This window comes from Paralcaligenes ureilyticus, assembly GCF_004346225.1.
Lineage (GTDB): Bacteria > Pseudomonadota > Gammaproteobacteria > Burkholderiales > Burkholderiaceae_B > Paralcaligenes > Paralcaligenes ureilyticus.
Map to the genome: position 1 here is coordinate 1 of NZ_SMAJ01000020.1, position 26,029 is coordinate 26,029.

The window sequence follows — 26,029 nt, forward strand, 5'->3', positions numbered from 1 at the left end:
CGGCGTGCGAACTCGTGGGGCGAATAGCCCACTGGGCTATTCGCAATCGTCCCACTCAAACAGCGCACGCCTTGGATCCCCGAAGCCGGCCCTGCGCGCGGCGCGCCCGAATCGCCCGCCCCGCCTTAACCGCTCACGATGCTCGTTTTGTGGATGTTTGGGGGGTCGTTGTTCATGTAGCGGCACCCCTTGTGGGTGCCATCTTTGATAAATGAGATGCAGCTCATTGCGTCGATGGCACCCACAAGGGGTGCCGCTACGAAACGTGCTCGTGGCACCCCTTGTGGCTGCCAAAATCCTCGAACAAGAAAAATTACAGGTCGCCCAGTTCGGAATTGATGCTGCGGGCCGTTGCCAGGACTTGCGGGGCCAGGGTGCGACGGACTTCGTCCAGTCCCCAACGCGGCGAGGGTACAGCGATATTGACCGCGCCTACGGGGGCTCCAAACCGGTCAATCAGCGGCGCTGCAATCGAGATGTCGCCGATGAACGCTTCCTGGTCGTTGAGCGCATAGCCCAGGCGCCGGGCATCGGCCAAGGCTTGCTGCAATCCAGGCAGTTCGGTGACGGTATGTTGCGTCATGGCCTTTCGCGTGGATCGCGCCAGATGTTCGCGCGCTGTCGCCGGATCGAGTCGCGACAGGATGGCGCGGCCGGCAGCGGTGCAGAAGGCGGGCAGGCGCGAGCCCACGTGCAGGTCGACGCTGACGGCGTGCAGGCTGGGAAAGCGCGCGATGTAAACGATCTCGTCGTCTTCGAGCTTCATTAAGTTGACCGTTTCACCCGTGCGCCGGTTGAGCGCTTCCATATGGGGGTGAGCTTTCTCGCGCAGGCGATCCATGGCGAGCACGGTGTGGCCAAACTCCAATAGCCGGCTTGACAGCGTATAGGCCCGGGTGTCGGGATGCTGGCGCAGGTAGCCCAGCGTTTTTAGCGTGTGTGTGATTCGCTGCACGACGCTGCGGTTCAGTCCTGCGAGTTGGGCCAGTTCGGTGAGCGCGACGGGTCGCGCCGCGTGTTTAAGCGCTTCGAGTACGCGAAAGCCCTTGCCTATCGAGCCGACAAATAGCGGGTTTTCGGTGTCTGGTTGCGTTTCGTTCTGTTGCGAGGCCATCTTAATCCGGGTTGGCATGAATAAGAGGATCATACAGATCGGGGCGCCGATCGCGCCACCAGGGAAACGCTTTTCTTGCGGAGACCGCGTCATCCAGATCGATTTCACTGACCAGCAGTTCGGGTTGCTCAGCGCCGGCCTGGGCAATAAGCATGCCTCTGGGATCGATAATCATGCTGCGGCCCAGATGATGCCGTTCGCCTTCTGTGCCCACGCGATTGCAGGCCAGTACGAATACGCCATTTTCGTAAGCCCGTGCACGCACGGGTACCTCCCAGATTGACGCTCGATGAACCGGATCGGAGTAGGTGGAAAAGCTGATCGGTATGGCGATCAGCTCGGCGCCCTTTAACGCCAGTACGCGCGATGCCTCCGGGTAGAGCCTGTCGTTGCAAATCTGAATGCCGACGCGAGTGCCGGCCACTGTATAAACGTCCAGCCGGTCACCGGGCGTGAAATAGAATTTCTCGTAGCTTCCGGTTCCTGCGGGCAGCGCATTGGGAAAATAGGCTGGAATATGGGTTTTGCGGTAAGTGCCGACGAGCTGTCCGTGCTCATCAATGATTTGCGCCGCATTGAAATAGCCGGCCGCCGTGCGTTCGGCCAGGGGAAGTATCAGGGCGATTTTCAGTGCTTTGGCCTTGTCGCGCAGGCCGCGCAGAACGGGATCGTCCGCCGTCATGAAGTAGCTGTCGAAATCCTTTTCAAGCCGATTCGCGAAAAAGGGTGCAAGAAACAGCTCGCAGAACGTGAGAAGGCGCACCGATTGCCGGCCGGCTTCATCGAGCAGCGCATGAGCCAGCGCTTCGATTTCCGCCGACCCGCTTTCGACGACGCTGCCCGTTTGCGCTGCGGCGATAATAAGTTTGCGTGTCACGGTTAGCCCCAAATCTGCTGAAATGCGCGCAGGAAGTTGCCGCCCGCAATGGCATTGACCTCCTGTGAGTTGAACCCGCCTTTTCCAAGTGCTTCGATAATCCGTGGAAACTCGGCGGGGGTTGGAGTTTGAGCCGGGTAGCGGGCGGCGGATGCGTTGCCGAAGGCTTGAGCGTATTTTCCGCCGGTTTCAGGATAGGCGCCTTTCGAGAGCTCCAGTATCGATCGTACGCTTTGCTCGTTTTGCACCGCGGAGAAGTCAGTGCCTATGCCTATATGCTCGACACCGACCAGATCCGCAATGTATTGCACGTGCCGAACGAAATTGGCCAGGCTGGGCGGGTGTTTGGGGTTGCCGTCCCAGTTCAGAAAGCCGTGTATCGACGCGCCGATAATGCCACCGGTTTTGGCAATGGCACGGATGGCTTTGTCCGACTTGTTGCGGACTTGGTCGTCCAACCCTTTTGCGTTTGCATGCGTGGCGAGCACGGGCTTGTGCGACGCCTTTGCCGCTTCGATGGTGGTTCGATCGCCGCAATGCGATAGGTCGATAGCGATGCCGACGTCGTTCATCTCGGCCACCAGCGCCAGGCCGAAACGCGTCAAGCCGCCGCCGCGTTCTTCCAGGCACCCGTCGCCGACCGCATTGGCCTCGTTATAGGTCAGCTGTACGACACGCAGGCCCATCGCGTGGAAGGCCGCCACCCGGTCGATCTGAACTCCGAAAGGCAGTGAATTCTGCCAGCCCATGATCAGGCCCGTGCGACCTTCCTCCTGCGCTGTCAGGATGTCGCTGGCCGTGCGCACCAGACGCCAGTTGCAGTCCGGCATGGCCAGGCGCTTGTGCCATTGGCCGAGTGCCGTGAAGGTTTCCTCCAGCCCCCAGTGCATATGCGTGACGGTAATATTCGCCGCCGTAACGCCGCCGGCGCGAAACGGCGCGGGGTTGCCGTCGCAGAAGTAGACAAGGCCGTCAATGACCGGGGCTGGGCGCAGAGGTTTCTTGCTCATGGTTTAGTCGCTTTCCTTTACGGGTCGATATGCGGGCGTAATACCGGTAGCTGCGTGAAGTATTGAAATGTAATACATAGTATTGCAAATTTAAATACTAGCGGATAAAGTGCCGTCATGCAAGGTTTGGGTCAACGAGCATTTGCACGTTTACAGGCCTCGCCTTATTTTGCAAAGGAGTTGTGATGATGCATCGACGCCATCTGCTTTTGGGAGCACTGTCTGCGCTATTGCTGTCTGCCGGCGCCTTTGCCGGCACGCCATCCTGGCCGACAGAACCGATCAAGCTGGTCATCGGGTACTCGCCGGGAGGCAGCACCGACACAGCCGGTCGATTGCTGGCCAAATATTTAAGCAACTCTCTTGGCCGACAGGTATTGGTGGAGAATCGGCCGGGCGCGGGCGGCACGATTGGCGCGGCTTATGTCGCGCGCGCCAAGCCCGACGGCTACACCTTGCTATTGGCGGCCTCGCCCGAGGTGTCCATTGCCCCGATTGCCATGAAGCACATGCCCTATGATCCGCTCAAAGACCTTGCGACGATTTCGCTGGTAGGCAAGGTCACCTTTGTTCTGGTCGTCAATCCCTCACTTCCGGTCAAAACCCTGGCCGACCTGATCGCTTATGCCAAGGCTAATCCGGGCAAGCTGAACTATTCCTCTTTTGGTTCCAATACATCCAACCATCTGGTGGGCGAAGAGTTCAAAGTGGCCGCCCATATCAGCGCGACACATGTGCCTTATAAAGGCAGTGGCCCATCCATTGCCGACCTTATGGGTGGCCAGGTTCAATACACCTTCGATACCGCTACGGCGACACTGGGTCAGGTGAAAGCCGGCCGGCTGCGAGCCCTGGCGGTAGCGGCAAACGAAAGGCTGGCCAACGCTCCGACAATTCCAACCATGGCCGAGGCCGGCTTGCCCGGGTTTGTCGGCGGCACCTGGTTTGGTTTGCTTGCCCCGGCCCACACGCCCCAACCCATTATCGACCGCCTGAATGCCGAAACGCGCGCGGCGTTATCATCACCTGAATTGAAAAAGGCCTTCGACGATCTGAATATCGTCCCCTCTGCCGACTCTCCGAGCGAATTCCGTGGATTCATCAATTCGGAGATAGTGAAATGGCGTAGCCTGGCCGCGAAGGTGGGGATCAAGGCGCAATGAACAATAATCTGGCTGGATGCGATGTCTGAGGGATTGGGTGCGGTAGTTGTGGTGGGTGGCGGGATTGTCGGTGTGTGCACGGCTTACGAATTGCGCAAGCGTGGCGCCGACGTTTTGCTGATTGATCGTGGGGAGCCTGGCCGGGGTTGCAGCTTTGGCAATTCGGGAGCGCTCAGTCCCAGTTCTGTTGTTCCGCTGGCGATGCCGGGCGTGTTGGCGGCGGTGCCGGGCATGCTGGGTGATGCCGATGGTCCTTTGTATTTGCCATGGCGTTATTTACCTCGGGCGCTGCCATGGCTGGCACGCTTTGTATGGTCGGCGCGATCTGCGCCGGTAGAAGCCGCAGCCACCCGCTTGGCCGCCTTGCATGAAAGCGCGGTGCAACGCCACGTGGCTTTGGCGCGCGAAGTGGGGGTGCCCGAGCTGATCTTGCAACGCGGGCATCTCCATCTGTATCCGGACGAACGCGCGCTGTCCAAAGATGCGGCGGGATGGCGCTTGCGTAAAGAGCATGGTTTTCAATTCGAACGTCTGGATCGCGACGGCATTCTTGCCTTGGAGCCTGTCGTCAGTTCCCGTTATCGAGTCGGCATTTTCCTGGCCGATCATGCCACGGTAAGGAATCCCTTTCGTTATGTGCAGGCCATATTGCACAAATTCCTTGAGGTAGGCGGCCGGGTCTTGCGTGCCGATGTGCGGGCGCTTGAGCCAACGGTGGCGGGCGGCTGGCGGATCGAGACGACGGCGGGGCCGCAGGCGGTTCGGCAGGTGGTGGTGGCGGCCGGAGCCTGGTCGCGCCGCCTGCTCGACCCGCTGGGCGTGAAGCTTGCGCTGGAAGCGCAGCGCGGTTATCACGTTCAGTTTCGGGGATCCGCATCGCCGGTCTCGCGCACGGTGGTTTTGGCGGACCGCAAGGTATTTGTTACCCCCATGGAAGAGGGGGTGCGGGTGGGCGGCACTGTCGAGATTGGCGGCCTGGAATCCCCCGCGAATCCACGGCGTGCCGATATGCTGCTGCGTATCGCGCGCGAGAATTTCGAGTGCCTCAGGGATCAACCTTTTTCCACATGGATGGGGCATCGCCCTTGCATGCCCGATTCCGTGCCTGTTATCGGCCCGGTGGCCGGCCGCCACGGCCTGTGGCTGGCTGTGGGTCATGGTCATTTGGGTGTGACCGATTCGGTGCGTACGGCCGATATGATCGCAAGCCAGATGTCCGGCGATTTATAGGGCGGTCATATTTTGTTCGTACCTTGTCCTGTAGCGGCAGCCCTTGTGGGTGCCAAAATCGTTGGTAGTGGAGACGCTATCGGTCAATGCGCTGATGGCAGCCACAAGGGCTGCCGCTACAGGTAAACGGGCCGTCGACATTAATGTGCAGGTCCGGGCCGCGCAGGGGTAGGGATGGCAGGTTTGGAGTTTTTTGATGCGGTCGAATTTGCACCGGGTTCGGCCTTTCGGGTCTTCCCAGCGGGCGGCGCCTTGGGCGCTTTGCTAACCGCCGCCAGCAAAGCGGCGCAGTCATTGGTGTCGTTCGTCCCGGTATTGAGCAGGGGCAGCAGCGCGGCAAATGGGGTGGCGATCACGCCCAGCGCGATAGCGGCGCCTGCCCGCACGATGATCGGCCCTTTCTGGACCCCCACGTCGGGGTGTTTGAAGGTCCCCTTTACATATAACGGCGAGCGCAATGTGAACATGCGCAGTGTTTTATTTTCGGGATTGATATCCAGATTCAATTGCTCCGTGGCAAGGTTGATCTGTCCCGTGACATCCACAATGGCGTCTTGCGTGTCGAGCTTGAATTCGCGTGCCTGCATCAGGCCCTTGGAGACGGTGAAGTCGCTGGCGAGGCAGTTCAGCACAATCTGTTTATCGCCAAAGAGCTTGACCATGATGATATTGGCCACATTCAGCCCCGCGGTTTCAAGCAGGAGCTTGCTGATGGTGCCTTTGCTGACCAGCGCTTTGATTTCGCCGTTGGAATGCGCCAGCAGCGTGGCCACCGATGTGCCCTCGGCGGATAAAGACGCATCGCCATGAAGCTCTCCAAAGCTGGCATCCATCGTTTCGGCCGCCGGGAAGAGTTTTTTCAGTTTAAGGTGGCGGGCCGAGGTCACCAGATTGGCCTTGATCTGGCCGCCCCGCCCGTCAAGCTTGATCGTATTGCTCAGGGTTCCTCCGGCCATCCCGAAATTCAGGGGCGTGAGTGACAGTACCCTGTCATTCAGCACAAGATGCGTGGAAAGATTGTCGATAGGCAAATCTTTGTTGCGAATGATCTTGTGTCCGCTGAACTTAACGTCCGCATCCATGGCTCCCCAGGCGGCGGTGCTGATGGGGTCGACGGGCAATACCTTGTCCGCAGGTTGCTTCACCTTGGGCGCTTGCGCGTCTTTGGCCTTGGCGTCGCTGGTATCGGCGCCGATGAGCGGTCCCAGATCTTTGAACCTCAATAATTTTGATTCAACCGTCCCGGTCAGCAGCGATCGCGGCTTTTGCATCTGGTATTGCAGGGTGCCTTCCAGGTCGCTCTTGCCTACGATGCCCTTGAAGTTCTCGTACAGCCACTTGCTGTGGCCCTTTTCCAGGGTGCCCACCAGATGGCCTTGCGTGTGATAGGGTGGGGTGTTGGGCAGCACCACTCCAATCAGCGGGTAAAGCGCTGCCATTGTGTTTCCGGCCAGTTTCAGGCGTACGTCCAGAGCGGCCAGCGCCTGCGGCTTGGTCAGCGTCCCTTCGATGCTGATGGTCGTCGCGCCCACGGTGATGGCGCCTTGCAGCGGAAAGGGCGCACTGTTTTGTTGCAATGACAATATCTTTCCCGCCTGGCCTTTGCCGCTGATTTTCGCGCCGTTATAGGTGCCGCTTGCGGCCCACGCTATGCCGTACCCCTCTGGCGTAACCTCGGGCAGGCTGTCGAGAGTGGCTTTCAGATCGAGCCGGCTGACGGCATCGGTTACCTGCAATGCAACGTGTTCCAAGGACAGTTTTTGTAGATCGACTGTCCATGGCGAAGGCGTTGTGGCGTTATCCTGGGTAAAGGTCCAGTTGTTTTGTTGATCGGCCTGGCGTTCGAGCGCCAGATTGGCGCCTCGAATTTCCAGGTTGGAAATCTGAACCGTGTGATCGAGCAGCGCCCAGGGGTTCAGCGCCACGGTCAGGCTGTTCACTTCGGCCATGTTTGCGCCGGTTTGGCCTGAAGGCGGGTTGCCGACGACAAGTTGTTCGGCATGAATTTGCGGCCAGGGTATCCAGTTGTGCCAGCCATTCTGGTTTTGCGGCTTGACCCAGTTGAGCACCAGGTCACCCTGTATGGCGATGGGCCGGCCCGCCATGGCGCTGGCCTGGCGGTTGATCCATGGCTTGGCATAGTCCACGCCGATCGTCAGGGCCAGCGCTACGCACAGTACAAGGCTTGCCAGGAGGGCGATGCATCCCCAAAGAATTATTTTGACATAGCGTGGCACAGTCGCTCCTTTGGTTTGCTCAGCCGAAACGCTTCAGGAAATATCTTGATTCCGTTGTAAATGTAACGCTATTGGGCGAAGCTACCTGTAACGATGTGAAGCGTTACTGGAAAACAAAACGCCAACCCATGAAGGTTGGCGTAAAGGTTTGATTTTATTGGTGCCGGTTAGAAGAGTCGAACTCCTGACCTTCGCATTACAAGTGCGCTGCTCTACCAACTGAGCTAAACCGGCGAACGCGACATTCTACAAGATTTTTACGTTCCGGTTGGGAAATGGCAGCCACAAGGGCTGCCACTACAAATACGTACCCGTAAACAAATACATACCCGTGAATCATGTAGCGGCAGCCCTTGTGGCTGCCATTTCCAACAGCCGTAGCGTCGTGGGCGGTTAAGGTAGAGCAGGCGACTCGGGCACGTCGGAGCCTGATCTACCTTAACCGCCCACGATGCGGGGATAGAACGTTCTAGGCTAGATAGGATTAATGCGGGAGGATGGGTGCCACCCACAAGGGGTGGCGCTACGGGTGTGCCGCCAATCTACTTGACGACGGTCAGGCGCGGGCGCTTGGGATCGTTGTCGGGCGAGTCGGGCTTGTCGGTAGCCGCAGCGGGCTTGGCCGTCTTGCTATCGGCCGTGTTGTCGCCCGCAGGCGCTTGCGATGGTTCCACGTCGAACCCCATGCCGGCGCCGGTTTCACGCGCGTAAATGGCTGATACGGCGCCTACGGGCACGAAGATGTGTTCGGTGGCGCCGCTGAAACGAGCCTGGAACTCGATGAACTCGTTACCCAGTTTAAGCTGATTGGTGGCGAGCGCGCCGATGTTCAAGGTGATCTGGCCGTCGCGGATGTGGGCGCGGGGCACCGCCGTATTGGCGTCGACGGTGACGACAATGTGCGGGGTGTAGCCGTTATCGGTACACCACTCGTGCAAGGCTCGGATCAGGTAGGGTTTGGTCGAGGATTCGGGCATGGGCTTATCGGCGCATCACTTTTTCGGAAGGGGTGAGCGCTTCAATGTAGGCCGGGCGCGAAAAGATGCGCTCGGCATATTTTTGGATGGGGGCGGCGTTCTTGGGCAATTCGATGCCGTAGTGGTCCAGGCGCCACAAAAGGGGCGCCACGGCCACGTCGAGCATGGAGAACTCTTCGCCCAGCATGTATTTGTTCTTCAGCAGCATGGGGGCGAGCTGGGCCAGGCGGTCGCGGATGTTGTGGCGTGCGACGTCCAGCACCTTGCTGTCGGTTTGTGCCCGGTTTTCAAGAGCGGATACATGTACAAACAATTCTTTCTCGAAGTTGTACAAAAACAGCCGGGTGCGGGCGCGCATCACCGGATCGGCGGGCATGAGCTGCGGATGGGGGAAGCGCTCGTCGATGTATTCGTTGATGATGCTCGACTCGTACAACACCAGATCGCGCTCGACCAGAATGGGCACCTGGCCGTAGGGGTTCATGACCGCAATGTCTTCGGGCTTGTTGTAGAGGTCGATATCGCGGATTTCGAAATCCATGCCTTTTTCGAACAGCACAAAGCGGCAGCGTTGCGAAAAGGGGCAGGTTGTTCCGGAGTAGAGCACCATCATGTCGTGGGTTCCGTCTTAGAAGAAAACAGGAGCAGGCAAGAATGCCTCGCTCAAAAGGGAAATAGGCGTCTTACATTACGCCTATTTCTTGACCGGCAGCTTAAGCGGTCCGCTAACGGCTGCCGGGTGCGGCGTTGCTACTTGACGTCTTTCCAGTAAGCGGCGTTCAGGCGCCACGCAACGAGCAGGAACAGGGCAAGGAAAAGCATGACCCAAACGCCCAGCTTTTTGCGAAATAGCTGTGAGGGCTCGGCCATCCAGCCCAGGAAATTGCTAAGGTCGGCGACGTTGTTGTCATACGAGGCCATTTTGCTTTGATCGACAGCCTGGAAGGTATCCTTGCTGATTTCGGGGCCGTGATAGTTGCTCAGAGCCTCGGTTTTGATCTCGGAGAAGCCTTGCGCATCGTATTTGGCCGTAGTGCGCTCCCATTTCGTCTTGCCATCAGGGCTTTCGGCCTCGTGGATGGAAATGCGGGTAAGTTCGCGAGGGCCCTGCAACTGCCACAGGGGATTAGGCATGGCGACGCTTGGGAACACCAGGTTGTCCCAACCGGTGTGCTTGGAGGTATCGCGGTAGAAGGTGCGCAGGTAGGTGTAGATGTAGTCTGTGCCCTTGGCCCTTGCCATCACCGATAAATCGGGGGGCGCGGTGCCAAACCATTTTTTGCCGTCGGCCGGCGTCATGGCGACGTTCATCATGTCGCCCACCCGGTCGCCGGTAAACAGCAGATTCTTTTTGATCTCTGCGTCGGTCAGCCCGATTTGAGTCAGTGCGTTGTAGCGCATGGAATTGGCGCTGTGGCAATTCAGGCAATAGTTGACGAACAGCTTTGCGCCGTTTTGGAGCGCCGCCATATCGTTGATTCGGTCCGGTGCGTGATCTAGCGTGTATCCCCCCTCGGACGCAAAGGCGGCCGTAAAGGTCAGGGATATCGCAATCGCACCAAGCAGCTTTTTAATCATGATCATTCCGTACAGTGTTGAAGGCAGCCTTAGTGAGCGTGAAACGTGACTCGGTCAGGAACCGGCTTGAACGTGCCCAGGCGGCTCCAGACGGGCATCAGGAAGAAAAATCCCAGATAAAGCATGGTACCGATCTGGCTGATCAGATTAAGGGCCGGGGTCGGTGCCTGCGTGCCTATAAAGCCCAGAACCACGAAATCGATAATAAATATGGCGTACAGGAATTTATGCCAGGTAGGGCGATAGCGTATCGATTTGACCGGGCATTTATCAAGCCAGGGCAGGAAGAACAGGATCACGACCGAGCCGCCCATGGTCACCACGCCCCAGAACTTGGCGTCGAGGGTTTTCATGAAGACAGCGATGATCAGCAGGACGATCGGTACCCCGAAGCGCCACAGGCCCGAAAGCTTGCCTTTGAAGAACAGCGCAATGGCGGCAATGACGGCGCCGGCCGAAAATACCCAGGTGAAGTCGCTGGTCGTGGCGCGCAACATGGAATAGAACGGCGTGAAGTACCAGACCGGTGCAATGTGCGGCGGCGTTTTCAGTGAGTCGGCGGGTATGAAGTTGTTGTACTCGAGGAAGTACCCCCCCATTTCCGGGCCGAAGAAAATGATGGCGGCGAAGACCATCAGGAACCCGGCCACGCCCATGATGTCGTGTACGGTGTAGTACGGATGGAAGGGGATCCCATCCATGGGGTGTCCGTTGCGGTCTTTGGGGCCTTGCTTGATTTCGACGCCGTCGGGGTTGTTCGAGCCCACTTCATGCAGCGCGATGACGTGCGCCACGACCAGGCCCAGCAGCACCAATGGTATGGCGATGACGTGGAAAGCGAAGAAGCGGTTGAGCGTTGCGTCCGAGACGACGTAGTCGCCGCGTATCCACAGCGAAAGGTCAGGCCCGATGAAGGGGATGGCCGAGAACAGGTTGACGATAACCTGCGCGCCCCAGTACGACATTTGGCCCCAGGGCAAGAGGTAGCCGAAGAACGCCTCGCCCATCAGACAGAGGAAAATGGCTACGCCGAACACCCACACCAGTTCGCGCGGCTTGCGGTACGAGCCGTAAAACAGGCCGCGCAGCATATGCAGGTAAACCACCACGAAGAACATCGAAGCGCCGGTCGAGTGCATGTAGCGGATGAGCCAGCCCCACGGCACTTCGCGCATGATGTATTCGACCGAGTTGAAGGCGAGCGCGGCGTCGGGCTTGTAGCTCATGACCAGGAAAATGCCGGTCACGATCTGGATGACCAGCACGAGCAGTGCCAGCGACCCAAAGAAGTACCAAAAATTGAAATTCTTGGGTGCGTAATATTCGGACAAGTGCGCTTTATAGGTGGATGTCAGCGGAAAGCGCTTGTCTATCCAGCCTAAAAGTCCTGTCGTATCGACGGTTTTCTCGCCAGCCATGAAACGGCTCCTTATTTCTATCTTACGAGGCGTGTAAATTCAATGTCTTGTTAATCTTGCAAAAGCTTTCAGGGCCATCAGGCCTTGTGCGTTTCGTCAACGCCGATGATGACCTCGGTCCCATCGGCTGAAAACACATAAGGCGGCACTTCGAGGTTGTCGGGGGCGGGCATGTTCTTGAACACCCGGCCGGCCAGATCGTAAGTAGAGCCGTGGCAGGGGCACAAAAACCCGCCTTCCCAACTGGCGGGCAAGCCAGGCTGGGCACCCATATCGAAGTGCGGCGTGGGCGAGCAGCCCAGATGCGTGCAAATGCCTACGCACACCAGCAGTTCGGGCTTGCGCGAGCGATATTCGTTTTTGGCGAACGCGGGCGTATAGCCGGGCCGGTCGGAGTGCGGGTCGGCCAGCATGGGATCGTTTTTCGACAGGTCTTTGATTTGCTCTGGCGTGCGACGCAAAATCCATACGGGTTTTCCGCGCCATGCGACGGTGCGCATGGTTCCGGGAGCGATGGTGGACACATTGGCCTCGACCGGGGCTCCCGCCGCTTTTGCCTTTTCGGACGGCGCAAAAGAACTGACAAAAGGAATTGCCGTGCCGACACCAGCTACACCACCCACCGCACAGGCGGATGCTACCCAGAAACGGCGCGAGGGATCGGGTGGGAGGTTGGGGTCAACCGCACCAGCATCGTCGAGCTGCGACTTGTCCTGACTCATTCTTGTATCCTTATTCGTGCCCGCGAAGGGGCATACCAATCACTGTTTTATCGTATGTAAAAGCCTAACAACCGCGTATTATAGCGTTAGCCCGCTGTTGGGTGGATTACCAAGGGATGATCATATGAGCAATACGAAAGGATTCGTGGCGGAATTTCGAGAGTTTGCCGTTAAAGGAAACATGATCGATCTGGCCGTCGGTGTGATTATTGGCGCGGCCTTCGGCAAGATTATCGATTCACTGGTGAAAGATGTCATCATGCCGATCATCAGCTTCATCTTTGGTGGCCGAGTCGACTTTACCAATCTGTTCCTGGTGCTGTCTCAACCGGCCAATTACACGGGCCCGCATACCTATGCCGATATGTCCAAGGCTGGGGCGGTCATTCTGGCATGGGGCAATTTCCTGACCATACTGATCAATTTTTTCTTGTTGGCTTTAGTTGTGTTTTGCATCGTCAAGGCCGCCAATAAGGCGCGCACGAAGTTCATGAAGGAAGAGGCCGCGGCGCCTGCGCCCACGCCTGCCGATGTGTTGCTTTTGCAGGAAATCCGGGATCTGCTTAAGAAGTAGGGTTTGAAGCAGGATTTTATTTTTCTTGGTTCTCCTCTTTAACGCCAGCGCTACGCTTTGTCCGCGTACGCTGGCGTATCTCACCATCAATCCCCGAGGCCTCCCGGCCCGCTTATATCGGGTTGTTCACGTCGATAAATTCCACCTGTATGCCAAATTGGGCGGCTACGGCGTCGCCCAGCGCCTGTATGCCATAACGTTCGGTCGCATGATGGCCGGCGGCGATAAAACCTATACCGGTTTCCTGCGCCCAGTGAAACGTCTGTTCCGAGGCTTCGCCGGTAATGTAAACCTGCGCACCGGCGGCGCTCGCCGCCTCGATAAAGCCTTGCGCGCCGCCGGTGCACCAGGCAATGCGATCGATGGGTTGTTGTAGATTTCCAACAATCAGCGGCGTGCGTTGTAAAGCATTGCAAACTTCATCGCCCAGTTTGCCCAGCGTTTTGGCTCGAGTCGGGCGGCCCAGCCAAACCAGGCCGTCGGGGCCGCAGGTCAGCGGTTCGCCCGCTTCGTTGCGTTCGGGCTCGAACCCCAGCACGCGCGCCAGTTGAGCGTTGTTGCCCAGCACTGGATGCGCGTCCAGGGGTAAGTGGTAGGCCCACAAATTAAGTTCGTATTGCAGGGCCAAGGAGAGCCGGGTGCGCTTGGGTCCGCGTATGCACGGATCTTCATTTTTCCAGAACCAGCCGTGATGAACCAGGATTGCATCGGCCTTTTTCTCGATGGCCGCGCGGATGAGCGCTTCAGAGGCAGTAACTCCGGCGATAATGTGGGAGATCGTGCCTTTGCCCTCGACCTGGAGTCCGTTCGGACAGTAATCCCTGAAGCGTTGCGCCTGTAGCGTAGTATCGAGCCAATGTCCGAGTTCTTGTCTGGAAACCTGATTCATCTTTTACCCTTTGTCTCATGCGTCGATTGTGGTTGCTATTTGCCCAAACAGTAACGGTGTGCCTTGGTATTTTATTCATCGTGGCGACTTTGCGTCCCGATTGGCTGCATACCTCGCCCGTCGCTGCCCCGCCGCTGCCGCAGGCATCCGCAACGGCCGAGGTTTCGTACGCCCGCGCCGTTGCTTTGGCGACGCCGGCAGTGGTCAATATATATACCAGCAAGCAGGTGCGCGTGCCGGTGGTGCCGTTGCCGCGCGACCCTGATCTTAACCGCCTGTTTCGCGAACTGCCGGGCTTTAGCCGGCGCAAACGGACCACTAATCTGGGTTCCGGCGTCATTGTCAGCGCCAGCGGCTATGTCCTGACCAATTACCACGTCATCGAGGCGGCCGACTCGATTCAGGTGGCCTTGAGCGACGGCCGGCAAGCGCGGGCCAAACTTGTCGGGGCCGACCCCGATAGCGATCTGGCGGTGCTCAAGATCGATTTGCCCAGGCTCTCGGCCATTACCTTCAGCGTTGATCATCAGGTGAAGGTGGGCGATGTGGTGCTGGCGATCGGCAATCCGTTTGGCGTCGGGCAAACCACGACGATGGGGATCGTCTCGGCGCTGGGGCGCAATCGCCTGGGAATCAATATTTACGAAAATTTCATTCAGACCGATGCCGCGATCAATCCGGGTAATTCAGGCGGCGCCCTGATTGACACGACAGGCCGGCTGGTGGGCATCAATACGGCGATTTATTCTGAAAACGGCGGTTCGCTGGGAATCGGTTTTGCCATTCCCGCGGCGGCGGCCCACAAGATCATGGATCAAATCATTGCGACGGGTTCGGTAACCCGAGGCTGGCTGGGCATCGAGCCGCAGGATATTACGCCCGATCTGGCCCGCGCATTCAATCTGCGCCAGGATGACGGGGTGATTATTGCCAGCGTGCTCAAGAACGGCCCGGCCGGGCGCGCCGGGATACGGGTGGGCGACATTGTGCTCAAGCTCAACGGCCAGGTGGTGTACGACACGATAGGCTTCTTGAACCAGATTGCGCCTTTGCCGCCGCGCCAGGAAGTCACCCTGACCCTCTTGCGTGGTGGCCGCATGCTGGAGATTGCCGTGCAAGTGGGAGTGCGGCCGCGCATCACCAAGCCGTAGATGCAGCCCCATGTGGCGGCGCCCCTTGTGGGCGCCATCGTCGCCGCGTCGTTGGAGATGGCACCCACAAGGGGTGCCGCTACAAAAATGTGTGCGTGAATTTGTGCTCGTGAATTTTGTAGCGACAGGCCTTGTGCCTGTCATCTACGCAAGATGCAACCTTGGCCCATCCATGCAAGCATCATTTTGGCCGTCAGCGTTTGTGGCACCCACAAGGGGTGCCGCTACATCGTATCAACGTCGGTTGTGTCGGGTTTTTCTTCTTCGGCGCGGGCTTTGCGCTTGTCGAGCATGCTGGCTGCGAGTACGCCGATTTCAAACAGCACGCACAAAGGGAAGGCCAGGGTGAACTGGCTAAGCGCGTCGGGCGGCGTGACAACGGCGGCGATGATGAAGGCGCCCACGATCACGTAGCCGCGCACCGAGCGCAGCTTTGCGACGGTGACCATGCCGGTCTTGACCAGCAAAATGACCACAATGGGCACTTCGAAGGCAACGCCGAACGCCAGAAACAACGTCATGACGAAGCTCAGATAGGCCTCGATGTCGGGCGATGGCGTGATCGAGTGCGGCGCAAATGTGGCGATGAAGTGGAAAACGATGTGAAACACGACGAAATAGCAAAACGCCATGCCCAGCAGGAAGAGCAGGGTGCTTGAGATGATGAGCGGCATGGCCAGCCGCTTTTCATTCTTGTACAGACCCGGCGCCACAAAAGCCCAGGCCTGATACAGCACGATGGGCAGCGCCAGCACGAACGCCGCCAGCAGGGTTACCTTGATGGGCACCATGAACGGGGTAATGACGCCGACGGCGATCATGCGTGAGCCGGGCGGTAATGTTGCCAGCATGGGTTGGGCCAGAATGTCGTAAATTTTACCCGGGCCTGGGTAAATGAATAGGACGACGAAAATGACCAGGACAGACACGACGGCGCGTATCAGACGCGAACGCAGTTCTATCAAATGCGAGATAAAGGTGTCTTCTTCTGCCGGGCTTGCGGGGGAGTCCTGCGTCACGTTGGCGTCCCGCTAGATGGTTTGGAAGGGACGGGCTGGGCCAATGCGCTGGCTTCGGCAAACCCGGGCAGATCCTTTTGGGGTTCAGGCGCTGAGGGAAGCGCCGTAGAGGGGGCGGCTGTTGCCGCTGGGGATTCGATGGCACCCACAAGGGGTGCCTCTACAGATGTAGCTGCCGGTGCCGTTACGGATGCAGTGGCTGGCGATTCGACGGCACCTGCAAGAGGCGTCGTTACAGGCGCGGTGGCGGGCGAATCGAGGGCGGCCGCGGGAGGCGCGGGCGTTTCGGTGGAGGCGGCGCTGCCTGTGGCGGTGTCATGCAAGGTGTGTGCTGCGTTGGCCAGCGCGTCTTTGGCCTCTTGCAGAGGAGCCTGCAGGCTTTGGGCGCCTTCCTTGAGGGATGTTTGCACGCTGCGCGCGGCCTCCTCCATTTGGCCTTTCAGGTTGCTGAGGTCGCCCAGATCCATTTCGCGCTGAATATCGCCTTTAACGTCGTTGACATAGCGCTGCGCGCGCCCTATCAGGTGGCCCACCGTGCGGGCCACTTTGGGCAGGCGTTCGGGGCCGATCACGACGAGCGCGACGACCCCGATCAGGGCAAGTTCACTAAAGCTGACATCGAACATGGCTGGGCGAATCGCTTAAAGAGGGAAGACGGGACACGGCGGCAAGGTGACCTGGCCGCTATGCGTCGGTTTTTTCTTTGGCTTGCACGTCGATGGTTTCGCCGACATTCACCTGTTTCTGCGTGACGGCCTCCGGCTGCGCGCCGCCTTCGGCGTCGTTCATGCCTTTCTTGAAGCCCTTGACGGCGTTGCCCAGATCTTCGCCGATGTTGCGCAACTTCTTGGTGCCAAAGACCAGTGCGACGATGACCAGAACGATCAGCCAGTGCCAAATGCTAAAACTACCCATGATAGTGTTCTCTCCGGTTAGGCGGCGGGTGCCACTCTTTTATGCCAGGGGCGCGGACCCCCGATAATATGAAAATGTAAATGGGCGACTTCCTGGCCGCCGTCGATTCCTGAGTTGGCCAGCAGCCGGAACCCGCCTTCGGGGCCGGGCCGGCAGCCGTTATCGAGCGCCAACCCGGGGATCAATGTCATCATTCTACCTAACCAGGCGGCGTCGTTGGCCCCGATGTCCTGCATTGAAACAATATGGCGTTTCGGGATAAGTAGCAAGTGTACCGGAGCCGCCGGATCGATATCGTGGAAAACAAAGATATCTTCGTCTTCATACGCTTTTTGCGAAGGGATTTCACCCTTGGCGATTTTGCAGAATAAACAGTGTTCGCTCATGATTATTGCAGCTCGTTAATTTGAATCGATGCGGCTGGCTTTTTCGGCCAGGCCCGAAACCCCTTCGCGGCGGGCCAATTCCCGCAGTACATCTTCAGGCCGCAGATTGTAGTGTGTCAGGGCCACCAGCGTGTGAAACCATAGGTCGGCGGTTTCTGCCACGATATGCTCGGGCGCGTTGTCTTTGGCCGCCATGACCAGTTCGGTGGCTTCTTCGCCGATTTTTTTCAAGAAGGCGTCAGGGCCGCGCGCGAGCAGCTTGGCCGCGTACGAGCGGGCCGGATCGCCGCCGTTTTTGGGCAGGCGCGATTCAAGCGTGTCGGCCAGGCGCGACAGGATGTCGGCATTGAAGGGTGTGTGGGTCGTCATTTGTAAATCAGCTTGGGGTCTTTGAGCACCGGGTCGGTAATGGTCCATCGGGCGTCGTTCGCTTGGCCATCGAGGCGTCGAAAGAAACAGCTTTCCCTACCAGTATGACAGGCGATGCCCCCTTGTTGTTCCACTTTGAGCAGAATGACGTCGCCGTCGCAGTCCAGCCGGATTTCGCTGACCGTCTGCACATGGCCTGATTCTTCGCCTTTGCGCCACAGCCGCTTGCGCGAGCGCGACCAGTACACGGCGCGGCGGCTGGCCACGGTTTCGGACAGCGCTTCGGCGTTCATCCAGGCCACCATCAAAATGGCGCCGCTTTTCGCATCTTGCGCTATGGCGGGGATCAGGCCGTCGGCGTCGAACGTCACGGCGGCGATCCAGTCGGTATTTGGGTTCATAGGGGTAATCGTACCTTAATCCCCTGCTGCGCCATGAATTCCTTGGCCTGTCTGACGGTGTGCAGTCCGTAGTGGAAGATGCTGGCGGCCAGGACGGCGCTCGCCCGCCCGGTGGTGACGCCGTCGGCCAGGTCTTGCAGGCTGCCCACGCCGCCCGAGGCAATGACCGGTACCGGCACCGCGTCGGAAACGGCGCGCGTCAATTCCAGGTCGAAGCCCGATTTGGTGCCGTCGCGGTCCATGCTGGTGAGCAGTATTTCGCCCGCGCCGTATTCGGCCATTTTGCGGGCCCATTCGATGGCGTCGATGCCGGTGGCGCGGCGCCCGCCATGAGTGAATATCTCCCATTTGGCGGGGGCGCCCGGCGCAGAGCTGCGGCGCGCGTCAATGGCCACCACAATGCACTGCGAGCCGTGGTAGTCGGCCGCCGCCCGGATCAGATCGGGGTTGCTGATGGCGGCGCTGTTGATCGATACCTTGTCGGCGCCGGCGTTGAGCAGGCGCTGTATGTCGGCGACCTGGCGTACGCCCCCGCCCACGGTAAGCGGAATGAAAACCTGTGAGGCGACGGCTTCGATAATGGGCAGGATCAGGTCGCGGTTGTCGCTGGTCGCGGTAATGTCCAGAAAGGTCAGTTCGTCGGCGCCTTGTTCGTTATAGCGCCGGGCGATTTCGACCGGGTCGCCGGCATCGATCAGGTCGACGAAGTTCACGCCCTTGACGACTCGCCCTGCGGTGACATCCATGCAGGGGATGATGCGCCGGGTCAAGGCGTCGGCGGGTGCTGCCCATTGCGGGCTCATGATTTGCCGTGTTCGTCGGCCAGGCGTTGTGCGGCTTCGAAATCCAGCGTGCCCTCGTAGAGGCTGCGCCCCAGGATGGCGCCTTCGACCCCTTGGTCCTCGACGGCGCACAGGGCTTCGATATCTCTCAGGTCGGTCACGCCGCCCGAGGCAATAACCGGAATTTTCACGTGCTGCGCCAGCTGGACGGTTGCCTGGATATTGACGCCTGACAGCATCCCGTCGCGGCCGATATCGGTGTAGACGATGGCTTCGCAGCCATAGTCTTCGAATTTGCGGGCCAGGTCGAGTACGTCGTGGCGCGTAAGCTTGCTCCAGCCGTCGGTGGCGACTTTGCCGTCGCGGGCATCCAGGCCGACAATGATGTTGCCTGGAAATGCGCTGCAGGCATCGCGCAGGAATCCCGGGTCTTTGACCGCCGCTGTGCCGATGATGACGTAAGAGATGCCATTATCGAGATAACGTTCAATGGTGTTCAGATCGCGGATCCCCCCGCCGATCTGCACCGGTATTTCGTCGCCCACGGCCTGCATGATCGATTTGATTGCCGCTTCGTTTTTGGGCTTGCCGGCGACGGCGCCGTTCAGGTCGACCAGATGCAGTCGCCGGGCACCTTGTTCAAACCACTGCGCGGCAATGGCGGCAGGGTCTTCGGAAAAAATGGTTGCGTCGTCGAGATCACCCTGGCGAAGGCGCACGCAACGCCCGTCTTTGAGGTCGATGGCGGGGATGAGTAGCATAATCGGTCGTCGGTAAAGGCAGTTGGAAAAAGATAAGGTGAGGTTCAGGGGTTCCAGTGCGCAAAATTGCGATACAGGCGCAAACCGTCGTCCGCGCTTTTCTCTGGATGAAACTGTACGGCAAAAATATTAACCGCCGCAATCGCACAGGTAAAGCTTACTCCGTAATGGGTTTCCCCGACAGCCAGCGCCGGGTCGGCGGGTTGGGCATAGTAACTGTGCACAAAATAAAAGTAGCTTTGATCGGCGATGCCCTCCCAGAGTGCGTGCGGCCTGGTCTGGCTTACACGATTCCAGCCCATGTGCGGCACCTTCAGCAACTCGAGGCCGCCGGCGTCCGGCGTGGCGCTCGCGTATTGCGGCCCGGCAAAGCGCTCGACCCGGCCTGCGAAAATATCCAGGCAGGGCGTCTCGCCTTCCGCGCTGCTTGAAAACAGCATCTGTTCGCCCACGCACACGCCAAGCAAGGGTTTGTTGCGTGCGGCGCGGATCACGGCTTCGCGCAAGCCCGATTCGTTCAAGGTGCGCATGCAATCGGGCATGGCCCCTTGGCCGGGGAACACCACGCGGGAAGCGCGATCGATTTCCTGCGCGGTGTTGCAGATTCTGATGTCGGCGGCAGGCTCGGCGGCGCGCAGCGCATGGGCAACGGAATGAAAATTGCCCATGCCATAGTCGACGATGGCGATGGTATTCACAGTGGGTCCGTTTCGAGCTTAGAGCACGCCCTTGGTTGAAGGAACCACGCCGCTATTGCGCGGATCGAGTTCGGTGGCCATGCGCAGCGCCCGTCCGAATGCCTTGAATACCGTTTCGCATTGGTGGTGCGAGTTCTTGCCGCGCAGGTTGTCGATATGCAAAGTGACCAGGGCATGATTGGCAAAGCCCTGGAAAAATTCGCGGGTCAGGTCGACGTCGAACTGGCCGATGCGGGAACGGGTAAACGGGACGTGGAATTCGAGCCCAGGGCGTCCGGAAAAGTCGATGGCCACCCGTGACAGGGCTTCATCGAGCGGCACGTAGGAATGGCCGTAACGCCGCAGCCCGGCTTTGTTGCCCACCGCCGCCGCAATCGCTTGCCCCAGCGTAATGCCCACATCCTCGACCGTGTGATGGTCATCGATCTGGGTATCGCCGTCGCACTGGATGTCCATGTCGATCAGGCCGTGGCGCGCGATCTGGTCGAGCATGTGATCCAGGAAAGGAACGCCGGTGTGGATGGTTTGACGGCCCGTGCCGTCGAGGTTGATGGCCACGTGAACGCGGGTTTCGTTGGTATTGCGGGTGATGTCGGCAGTACGCATGGTCAGGACTGAGTATTCTCTGTAGTGGGATCGATACGGTACCGGGCGCTGGCGGCGTGGGCTTGCAGGCCCTCGCCAAGCGCCAGGGTGGAGGCGATGCGCCCCAGTGTCTGGGCGCCTGCCTGCGAGACCTGGATCAGGCTGGAGCGCTTTTGGAAATCATACACCCCAAGCGGGGAGGAAAACCGGGCGGTGCGGGAAGTGGGCAAGACGTGGTTGGGTCCGGCGCAATAATCTCCCAGCGCTTCGGAACTGTAACGCCCCATGAAAATGGCCCCGGCATGGCGAATTTTTCCGGCCCACTCTTCGGGGCGTTCGGTGGAGATTTCGAGATGCTCGGGCGATATTTCGTTGGCGATGGCACAGGCTTCGTCCAGATCGCGTACCTGAATCAGCGCGCCGCGCCGGCCCAGGCTGGCACGGATGATATCGGCGCGCGGCATGCCGGGAAGCAGACGCTCGATGGCGGCGTAGACGCCGTCCAGATAGACCGCGTCCGGGCATAGCAATATAGCTTGCGCCAGTTCGTCATGCTCGGCCTGCGAGAACAGATCCATGGCGATCCAGTCCGCGGGCGTGGAGCCGTCGCAGATGACCAGGATTTCGCTGGGGCCGGCAATCATGTCGATCCCGACCGTGCCGTAAACCCGGCGCTTGGCGGCTGCCACATAGGCATTGCCCGGGCCCACGATCTTGTCGACGGCGCTGATCGACGCCGTACCGTAGGCCAGGGCGGCGATGGCTTGCGCGCCGCCGATGGCCCAGATGCGGTCTACCCCGGCGATGGCCGCGGCGGCCAGCACCATGGGGTTGCGCACGCCGCCCGGTGTGGGCGTGACCATGGTTACTTCGGACACGCCGGCGACCTTGGCCGGAATGGCGTTCATGAGGACCGATGAGGGATAGGCCGCTTTGCCGCCAGGCACGTAAAGGCCGACGCGGTCGAGCGCCGTAATTTTTTGGCCCAGCACCGTGCCGTCGGCCTCGGTGTAGGTCCAGGTTTGGGCTTGCTGATGCTCGTGGTAGCTGCGCACGCGGGCGGCTGCGGCGTCAAGCGCCTTGCGTTGCTCGCCCGGTAAGGCATCAAGAGCCGCCTGCCACTCCCGGCGGGGGATCTCGAGCGCAGCCATATCGGGCGCATCGACATGATCGAAGCGCCGGGTATAGTCCAGCACGGCTGCGTCGCCACGGGCGCGGACGTCTTTCAGTATGTCGGCGCTTGTGCGCTCAATCGATTCATCCTGCGCTGCGTCCAGGGCCAGGAGCCCGCGCAGTGCGGGCCGGAAATCGTTCGAGAGCGTGTTCAGACGTTTGATCAGGGACATGGCACAGGGTGAAAGATAATGAGATTCGCCGTTCAGGCTTGCGAGGCGCGCGCAAAGGCGTCGATTAAAGGTTGCAACTGGGCCGATCGGGTTTTAAGCGAAGCCTGGTTGACGATCAGGCGCGAAGAAATCGGGACGATATCTTCGACCGCCACCAGATGGTTGGCGCGTAGCGTATTGCCTGAGGATACCAGGTCGACGATGGCGTCGGCCAGCCCGACCAGCGGCGCCAGCTCCATTGAGCCATACAGCTTGATCAGATCGACGTAGACGCCTTTCGCGGCGAAGTGTTCGCGCGCGGCCTGCACGTATTTGGTGGCCACTCGCAGGCGTGAACCCTGGCGCACCGCGGCGGCATAATCGAAGCCTTCGCGCACTGCCACGCACAAACGGCATTTGGCGATATTCAGGTCGATGGGCTGATACAGCCCGCCGGGGTGTTGGGCTGCGTGTTCGAACAAAACGTCCTTGCCGGCAATGCCGAAGTCGGCCGCGCCGTACTGCACGTAAGTGGGAACGTCCGACGCGCGCACGATGATAAGGCGCAGGCCCGGATCGCTCGTGGGCAGGATAAGCTTGCGCGAGGATTCCGGGTTCTCGGTGACGTGAACCTGGGCGGCCGCCAGCAAGGGCATGGTCTCGTCGAAAATTCGCCCCTTTGACAGGGCAAGCGTGAGTGGTGGCCGATTGGCGGGGTTCATGCGGCTTCCTTATCACTTACGCGCTGAATATCGGCCCCGATGGCGCGCAATTTCTGTTCCATATGCTCATAGCCGCGATCAAGATGATAGATGCGTTCGACGGTGGTGTGGCCCTTGGCCGCCAGGCCGGCGATCACCAGGCTGGCGGAAGCGCGCAAGTCGGTGGCCATGACCGTGGCGCCCGACAAGGCGGGCACACCGGTCACGACGGCGGTATGCCCGTCGATATCGATTTGCGCTCCCATGCGGCCCAGCTCCTGGACGTGCATGAAGCGGTTTTCAAAAATATTTTCAACCATGACGGCCGTGCCGCTGGCGATGCAGTTCAGGGCCATCAACTGCGCTTGCATGTCGGTTGGAAAGCCGGGATATTCGTGAGTCCGTATGCCGACCGCCCGTGGGCGGTCGCGCATCGTGCCGCGAATCCAGTCCGGGCCGCACTCGATCGTCATGCCCGCTTCCTGCAGCTTGTCGAGCAAGGCCCCCATGGTGTCGGGGGCCGCCTGGCGCAGCATGATGTCGCCGCCCGCCGCGCCCACCGCGCATAGAAAAGTGCCCGCTTCGATGCGGTCGGCAACCACTCGGTGACTGGCCCCGTGCAGGGCGTCCACGCCGTCGATCACGATGCGGTCGGTGCCGTGGCCCTGGATACGCGCGCCCATTTTGATCAGCAGTTCGGCCAGGTCGGATATTTCCGGCTCGCGCGCGGCATTCTCCAGTATGGTTTGTCCCTTTGCCAGAACGGCGGCCATGAGCAGGTTTTCCGTACCCGTGACGGTGACCATGTCGGTGCGGATGGAGGCGCCCTTCAGGCGCGCGGCCTTGGCCACGACAAAGCCGTGTTCGATCTTGATGTCGGCTCCCATGGCGGCCAGGCCCTTGATGTGCTGATCGACGGGGCGCTGGCCGATGGCGCAGCCGCCCGGCAGGCTGACCCGGGCCTCGCCGAACCGGGTCAGCAACGGGCCGAGCACCAGGATCGAGGCGCGCATGGTCTTGACCATTTCGTAGGGAGCTTCCAGGCTGGAGACCTGGGCCGCGTTCAGGCTGATGGTGTGGTCGCGGCCCTGTTCGGCGCGTACGCCCATGCGATCCAGAAGGCGAAGCGCTGTGCCGATATCGTTTAACGCCGGTACGTTGTGCAGCGTGATCGTATCCGCGGTCAGCAGGCTGGCGCACAGAATGGGCAGGGCGGCGTTTTTCGCGCCCGAGACGGCCACGTCCCCCGCCAGACGCGCGCCGCCTGTAATGGACAGTTTATCCATTCAGGGTCGCCTTGTATTCGTCGGGCGTGAGCGTGCGCATCGACAGGGCATGGATTTCGGCCTTCATGCGCTCGCCCAGGGCGGCGTAAACCAATTGATGGCGCGCGATCAATCGCTTGCCATCAAAGGCGGTGCTGACGATAAGGGCTTCAAAGTGAGCGCCGTCGCCGTCGACTTCGACGTGTTCGCAGGGCAGCCCTTGGGCGATGTATTCGCGGACCTGTTCTGGGGTAGGCAACATAAGATTAATTCCGAAGTTTGTAGCCCTTGGCTAAAAGATGCAAGGCGCCAAAGCACAGCGCAATGAATACGCCGCTGACGACCAGAAGGCTGTGCCACGGCGATACATCGGAGACCGAAAAAAAGCCGTAGCGGAAACCGTCAATGGTATAGAAAATGGGGTTCCAGCGCGACACGGCTTGCCAGAATGGCGGCAGGCTGTGTATGGAGTAGAACACTCCCGAGAGAAACGTTGCGGGCATGATAAGAAAATTCTGGAAGGCCGCGAGGTGGTCGAATTTTTCGGACCACAGCCCCGCGATGATCCCCAAGGTCGCCATGATGCCGCAGGACAGCAGGGCAAATACCAGCAGCCAACCGATATTATGGGCAGGCAGCGGGACGAAGAACAGGGCCACCAGCCAGACACAGGCGCCCACGCATATGCCGCGGGCGATGGAGGCGAGCACATAGGCGCTGAAAATTTCGCGATGCGACAGCGGCGGCAGCAGGATGAAGACCAGATTCCCGGTGATCCGGCTTTGGATCAACGACGAAGATGGGTTGGCAAAGGCGTTTTGCAACATGCTCATCATCATCAGGCCGGGGATCAAAAACGAGGTATACGGCACAGAGCCATAGACATTGACCCGCCCTTCCAGGACATGCGCAAACACCAGCAGGTAGAGCAGCGCCGTCAATACCGGCGCGGCAACGGTCTGAAAGCCGACCTTCCAGAAACGCGATATTTCCTTGTGCAGCAGGGTGGGAAAGCCCGAGCCCAAATCGGTGCGCGGCAGCAGTACGGGCGGCGTCATAGCGTGAATTCCAGGGCGTCGTCGTTATGCATAATGCGCACGAAGGCGTCCTCCAGGTCGACGCCGCCCACGCGAGCCAGCAGCGCCTGGGTGGTGTCGAGCGCCACAATATGCCCCGCCTTGAGCATGGCGATGCGGCCGCATAGCGCTTCGGCCTCTTCCAGATAGTGCGTGGTCAGCAAAATAGTGTGTCCGGCCTTGTTCAGGCGCGAAATGAATTCCCACAGAGCGCGGCGCAGATCGACGTCGACGCCCGCCGTGGGCTCATCAAGAATAATGACGGGTGGGCGGTGCACCAGCGCCTGGGCGACCAGCACCCGCCGCTTCATGCCGCCCGAGAGTGCGCGCATATTCGCATCGGCTTTGTCGGACAGGCCCAGGTTGCTGAGGACTTCGTCGATCCAGTCGTCGTTGTTGCGCAGGCCGAAATAGCCCGACTGAATGCGCAAGGTTTCGCGCACGGTGAAAAACGGATCGTAGACGATCTCCTGGGGCACGACGCCCAGCGAACGGCGCGCTTGCTTATAGTCTGTTACAACATTATGGCCGCACACCTCGGTTTTGCCCGAGGTGGATCGCACTAACCCGGCCAGAATCGAGATCAGCGTGGTCTTGCCTGCGCCGTTGGGGCCGAGCAGGCCGAAGAATTCGCCGTGCTCAACGCTCAGGCTGACATTGTCGAGCGCCTTGAAGCCGTGATCCGTCCCGGAGTTGGAGAACCATTTTTTCCAGCCTCGCGAACGCGAAGGGTAAATTTTTGAGACGTGATCGAGAGTGAGGGCGGGCATAGTAATAAAAAGCCTGGCCCGTGATTGGGCCAAGCT

At 59.7% G+C, this 26,029-nt stretch carries 30 protein-coding genes and 1 tRNA gene; 4 read left to right on the plus strand and 27 right to left on the minus strand.

The features are described from left to right. Nucleotides 1-313: 313 nt before the first annotated feature. The 3 genes from EDC26_RS17900 to EDC26_RS17910 are packed head-to-tail and all read right to left on the minus strand — an operon-like array spanning nucleotide 314 to nucleotide 3,001. Entirely contained in the window at nucleotides 314-1,114 is an 801-nt protein-coding gene (locus tag EDC26_RS17900) for an IclR family transcriptional regulator (RefSeq protein ID WP_165931065.1), read from the minus strand. A 1-nt stretch (nucleotide 1,115) separates the two neighbouring features. Further along, a complete protein-coding gene (locus EDC26_RS17905) occupies nucleotides 1,116-1,991 on the minus strand; it encodes a carbon-nitrogen hydrolase family protein (RefSeq protein ID WP_165931066.1) in 876 nt (291 codons plus the stop codon). A 2-nt stretch (nucleotides 1,992-1,993) separates the two neighbouring features. Beyond that, nucleotides 1,994-3,001 (minus strand): dipeptidase, encoded by a 1,008-nt coding sequence (locus tag EDC26_RS17910; RefSeq protein WP_132585263.1) that lies wholly within the window; start codon nucleotides 2,999-3,001, stop codon nucleotides 1,994-1,996. A gap of 185 nt (nucleotides 3,002-3,186) precedes the next feature. Here EDC26_RS17910 and EDC26_RS17915 point away from each other — a divergent pair, with 185 nt between their 5' ends. Both EDC26_RS17915 and EDC26_RS17920 read left to right on the plus strand, forming a co-directional pair. Continuing rightward, nucleotides 3,187-4,164: a Bug family tripartite tricarboxylate transporter substrate binding protein gene (locus tag EDC26_RS17915; RefSeq protein WP_132585266.1), complete on the plus strand. Its 978-nt coding sequence runs from the start codon at nucleotides 3,187-3,189 to the stop codon at nucleotides 4,162-4,164. A gap of 21 nt (nucleotides 4,165-4,185) precedes the next feature. Continuing rightward, nucleotides 4,186-5,394, plus strand: coding sequence for an NAD(P)/FAD-dependent oxidoreductase (locus tag EDC26_RS17920; protein WP_132585269.1), 1,209 nt, complete (start codon nucleotides 4,186-4,188; stop codon nucleotides 5,392-5,394). Between the two features lie 140 nt (nucleotides 5,395-5,534). Here the strand turns inward: EDC26_RS17920 and EDC26_RS17925 are convergent, their stop codons facing one another. The 7 genes from EDC26_RS17925 to petA all read right to left on the minus strand — a co-directional run bounded on the left by EDC26_RS17925 (nucleotide 5,535) and on the right by petA (nucleotide 12,326). Further along, entirely contained in the window at nucleotides 5,535-7,631 is a 2,097-nt protein-coding gene (locus EDC26_RS17925) for an AsmA family protein (RefSeq protein ID WP_132585272.1), read from the minus strand. 158 nt (nucleotides 7,632-7,789) lie between these two features. Next, a tRNA-Thr gene (locus tag EDC26_RS17930) sits at nucleotides 7,790-7,865 on the minus strand. Between the two features lie 308 nt (nucleotides 7,866-8,173). After that, complete coding sequence (locus tag EDC26_RS17935) at nucleotides 8,174-8,608, minus strand: ClpXP protease specificity-enhancing factor (protein ID WP_132585275.1); 435 nt, start codon at nucleotides 8,606-8,608, stop codon at nucleotides 8,174-8,176. Between the two features lie 4 nt (nucleotides 8,609-8,612). Then, nucleotides 8,613-9,221: a glutathione S-transferase N-terminal domain-containing protein gene (locus EDC26_RS17940; RefSeq protein ID WP_132585278.1), complete on the minus strand. Its 609-nt coding sequence runs from the start codon at nucleotides 9,219-9,221 to the stop codon at nucleotides 8,613-8,615. A gap of 137 nt (nucleotides 9,222-9,358) precedes the next feature. Beyond that, nucleotides 9,359-10,192 (minus strand): cytochrome c1, encoded by an 834-nt coding sequence (locus tag EDC26_RS17945; protein ID WP_207915197.1) that lies wholly within the window; start codon nucleotides 10,190-10,192, stop codon nucleotides 9,359-9,361. A 23-nt stretch (nucleotides 10,193-10,215) separates the two neighbouring features. Next, nucleotides 10,216-11,604: a cytochrome b gene (locus EDC26_RS17950; protein WP_132585284.1), complete on the minus strand. Its 1,389-nt coding sequence runs from the start codon at nucleotides 11,602-11,604 to the stop codon at nucleotides 10,216-10,218. A 77-nt stretch (nucleotides 11,605-11,681) separates the two neighbouring features. Beyond that, nucleotides 11,682-12,326, minus strand: a complete 645-nt coding sequence (petA, locus tag EDC26_RS17955; protein WP_132585287.1) for a ubiquinol-cytochrome c reductase iron-sulfur subunit — start codon at nucleotides 12,324-12,326, stop codon at nucleotides 11,682-11,684. Between the two features lie 124 nt (nucleotides 12,327-12,450). Between petA and mscL the strand changes: the two genes are divergently transcribed. Next, a complete protein-coding gene (gene mscL / locus EDC26_RS17960; protein WP_132585290.1) occupies nucleotides 12,451-12,900 on the plus strand; it encodes a large conductance mechanosensitive channel protein MscL in 450 nt (149 codons plus the stop codon). A 112-nt stretch (nucleotides 12,901-13,012) separates the two neighbouring features. Here the strand turns inward: mscL and EDC26_RS17965 are convergent, their stop codons facing one another. Continuing rightward, a complete protein-coding gene (locus EDC26_RS17965; RefSeq protein ID WP_132585293.1) occupies nucleotides 13,013-13,789 on the minus strand; it encodes a Nif3-like dinuclear metal center hexameric protein in 777 nt (258 codons plus the stop codon). Nucleotides 13,790-13,806: 17 nt separating this feature from the next. Here EDC26_RS17965 and EDC26_RS17970 point away from each other — a divergent pair, with 17 nt between their 5' ends. Further along, on the plus strand, nucleotides 13,807-14,940 hold the full coding sequence (locus EDC26_RS17970; RefSeq protein WP_132585296.1) for a S1C family serine protease: 1,134 nt from the start codon (nucleotides 13,807-13,809) through the stop codon (nucleotides 14,938-14,940). Between the two features lie 224 nt (nucleotides 14,941-15,164). Here the strand turns inward: EDC26_RS17970 and tatC are convergent, their stop codons facing one another. Genes tatC through EDC26_RS18050 form a run of 16 tightly spaced genes read right to left on the minus strand, consistent with a single transcriptional unit; the run spans nucleotide 15,165 to nucleotide 25,993 of the window. Then, on the minus strand, nucleotides 15,165-15,959 hold the full coding sequence (tatC, locus tag EDC26_RS17975; RefSeq protein ID WP_132585299.1) for a twin-arginine translocase subunit TatC: 795 nt from the start codon (nucleotides 15,957-15,959) through the stop codon (nucleotides 15,165-15,167). Continuing rightward, on the minus strand, nucleotides 15,956-16,585 hold the full coding sequence (tatB, locus tag EDC26_RS17980; RefSeq protein ID WP_132585302.1) for a Sec-independent protein translocase protein TatB: 630 nt from the start codon (nucleotides 16,583-16,585) through the stop codon (nucleotides 15,956-15,958). Before tatB ends, tatC begins: the two co-directional genes overlap by 4 nt. A 58-nt stretch (nucleotides 16,586-16,643) precedes the next feature. After that, nucleotides 16,644-16,874, minus strand: a complete 231-nt coding sequence (tatA, locus tag EDC26_RS17985; protein WP_132585305.1) for a Sec-independent protein translocase subunit TatA — start codon at nucleotides 16,872-16,874, stop codon at nucleotides 16,644-16,646. A 17-nt stretch (nucleotides 16,875-16,891) separates the two neighbouring features. Further along, nucleotides 16,892-17,260 carry a histidine triad nucleotide-binding protein gene (locus tag EDC26_RS17990; protein WP_132585308.1) on the minus strand — a complete coding sequence of 123 codons (369 nt, stop codon included), beginning with the start codon at nucleotides 17,258-17,260 and terminating at the stop codon, nucleotides 16,892-16,894. A gap of 15 nt (nucleotides 17,261-17,275) precedes the next feature. Beyond that, complete coding sequence (locus tag EDC26_RS17995; protein WP_132585311.1) at nucleotides 17,276-17,629, minus strand: phosphoribosyl-ATP diphosphatase; 354 nt, start codon at nucleotides 17,627-17,629, stop codon at nucleotides 17,276-17,278. Beyond that, nucleotides 17,626-18,030 (minus strand): phosphoribosyl-AMP cyclohydrolase, encoded by a 405-nt coding sequence (gene hisI / locus EDC26_RS18000; RefSeq protein WP_132585314.1) that lies wholly within the window; start codon nucleotides 18,028-18,030, stop codon nucleotides 17,626-17,628. Before hisI ends, EDC26_RS17995 begins: the two co-directional genes overlap by 4 nt. Then, complete coding sequence (gene hisF, locus EDC26_RS18005) at nucleotides 18,027-18,833, minus strand: imidazole glycerol phosphate synthase subunit HisF (RefSeq protein ID WP_132585317.1); 807 nt, start codon at nucleotides 18,831-18,833, stop codon at nucleotides 18,027-18,029. The genes hisI and hisF overlap by 4 nt, the downstream gene beginning before the upstream one ends. Beyond that, nucleotides 18,830-19,573: a 1-(5-phosphoribosyl)-5-[(5-phosphoribosylamino)methylideneamino]imidazole-4-carboxamide isomerase gene (hisA, locus tag EDC26_RS18010; RefSeq protein WP_132585320.1), complete on the minus strand. Its 744-nt coding sequence runs from the start codon at nucleotides 19,571-19,573 to the stop codon at nucleotides 18,830-18,832. Before hisA ends, hisF begins: the two co-directional genes overlap by 4 nt. A 44-nt stretch (nucleotides 19,574-19,617) precedes the next feature. Continuing rightward, on the minus strand, nucleotides 19,618-20,271 hold the full coding sequence (gene hisH / locus EDC26_RS18015) for an imidazole glycerol phosphate synthase subunit HisH (protein WP_132585323.1): 654 nt from the start codon (nucleotides 20,269-20,271) through the stop codon (nucleotides 19,618-19,620). An 18-nt stretch (nucleotides 20,272-20,289) separates the two neighbouring features. Beyond that, nucleotides 20,290-20,877, minus strand: coding sequence for an imidazoleglycerol-phosphate dehydratase HisB (gene hisB / locus EDC26_RS18020; protein WP_132585326.1), 588 nt, complete (start codon nucleotides 20,875-20,877; stop codon nucleotides 20,290-20,292). A gap of 2 nt (nucleotides 20,878-20,879) precedes the next feature. Beyond that, nucleotides 20,880-22,202 carry a histidinol dehydrogenase gene (gene hisD, locus EDC26_RS18025; RefSeq protein ID WP_132585329.1) on the minus strand — a complete coding sequence of 441 codons (1,323 nt, stop codon included), beginning with the start codon at nucleotides 22,200-22,202 and terminating at the stop codon, nucleotides 20,880-20,882. A 32-nt stretch (nucleotides 22,203-22,234) separates the two neighbouring features. Continuing rightward, entirely contained in the window at nucleotides 22,235-22,903 is a 669-nt protein-coding gene (hisG, locus tag EDC26_RS18030) for an ATP phosphoribosyltransferase (protein ID WP_132585332.1), read from the minus strand. Next, nucleotides 22,900-24,168: a UDP-N-acetylglucosamine 1-carboxyvinyltransferase gene (gene murA, locus EDC26_RS18035; protein WP_132585335.1), complete on the minus strand. Its 1,269-nt coding sequence runs from the start codon at nucleotides 24,166-24,168 to the stop codon at nucleotides 22,900-22,902. Before murA ends, hisG begins: the two co-directional genes overlap by 4 nt. Then, on the minus strand, nucleotides 24,161-24,409 hold the full coding sequence (locus tag EDC26_RS18040) for a BolA family protein (RefSeq protein ID WP_132585338.1): 249 nt from the start codon (nucleotides 24,407-24,409) through the stop codon (nucleotides 24,161-24,163). The genes murA and EDC26_RS18040 overlap by 8 nt, the downstream gene beginning before the upstream one ends. 4 nt (nucleotides 24,410-24,413) lie before the next feature. Continuing rightward, entirely contained in the window at nucleotides 24,414-25,205 is a 792-nt protein-coding gene (locus EDC26_RS18045) for an ABC transporter permease (RefSeq protein WP_132585341.1), read from the minus strand. After that, nucleotides 25,202-25,993, minus strand: a complete 792-nt coding sequence (locus tag EDC26_RS18050) for an ABC transporter ATP-binding protein (RefSeq protein ID WP_132585344.1) — start codon at nucleotides 25,991-25,993, stop codon at nucleotides 25,202-25,204. Before EDC26_RS18050 ends, EDC26_RS18045 begins: the two co-directional genes overlap by 4 nt. Nucleotides 25,994-26,029 lie beyond the last annotated feature (36 nt).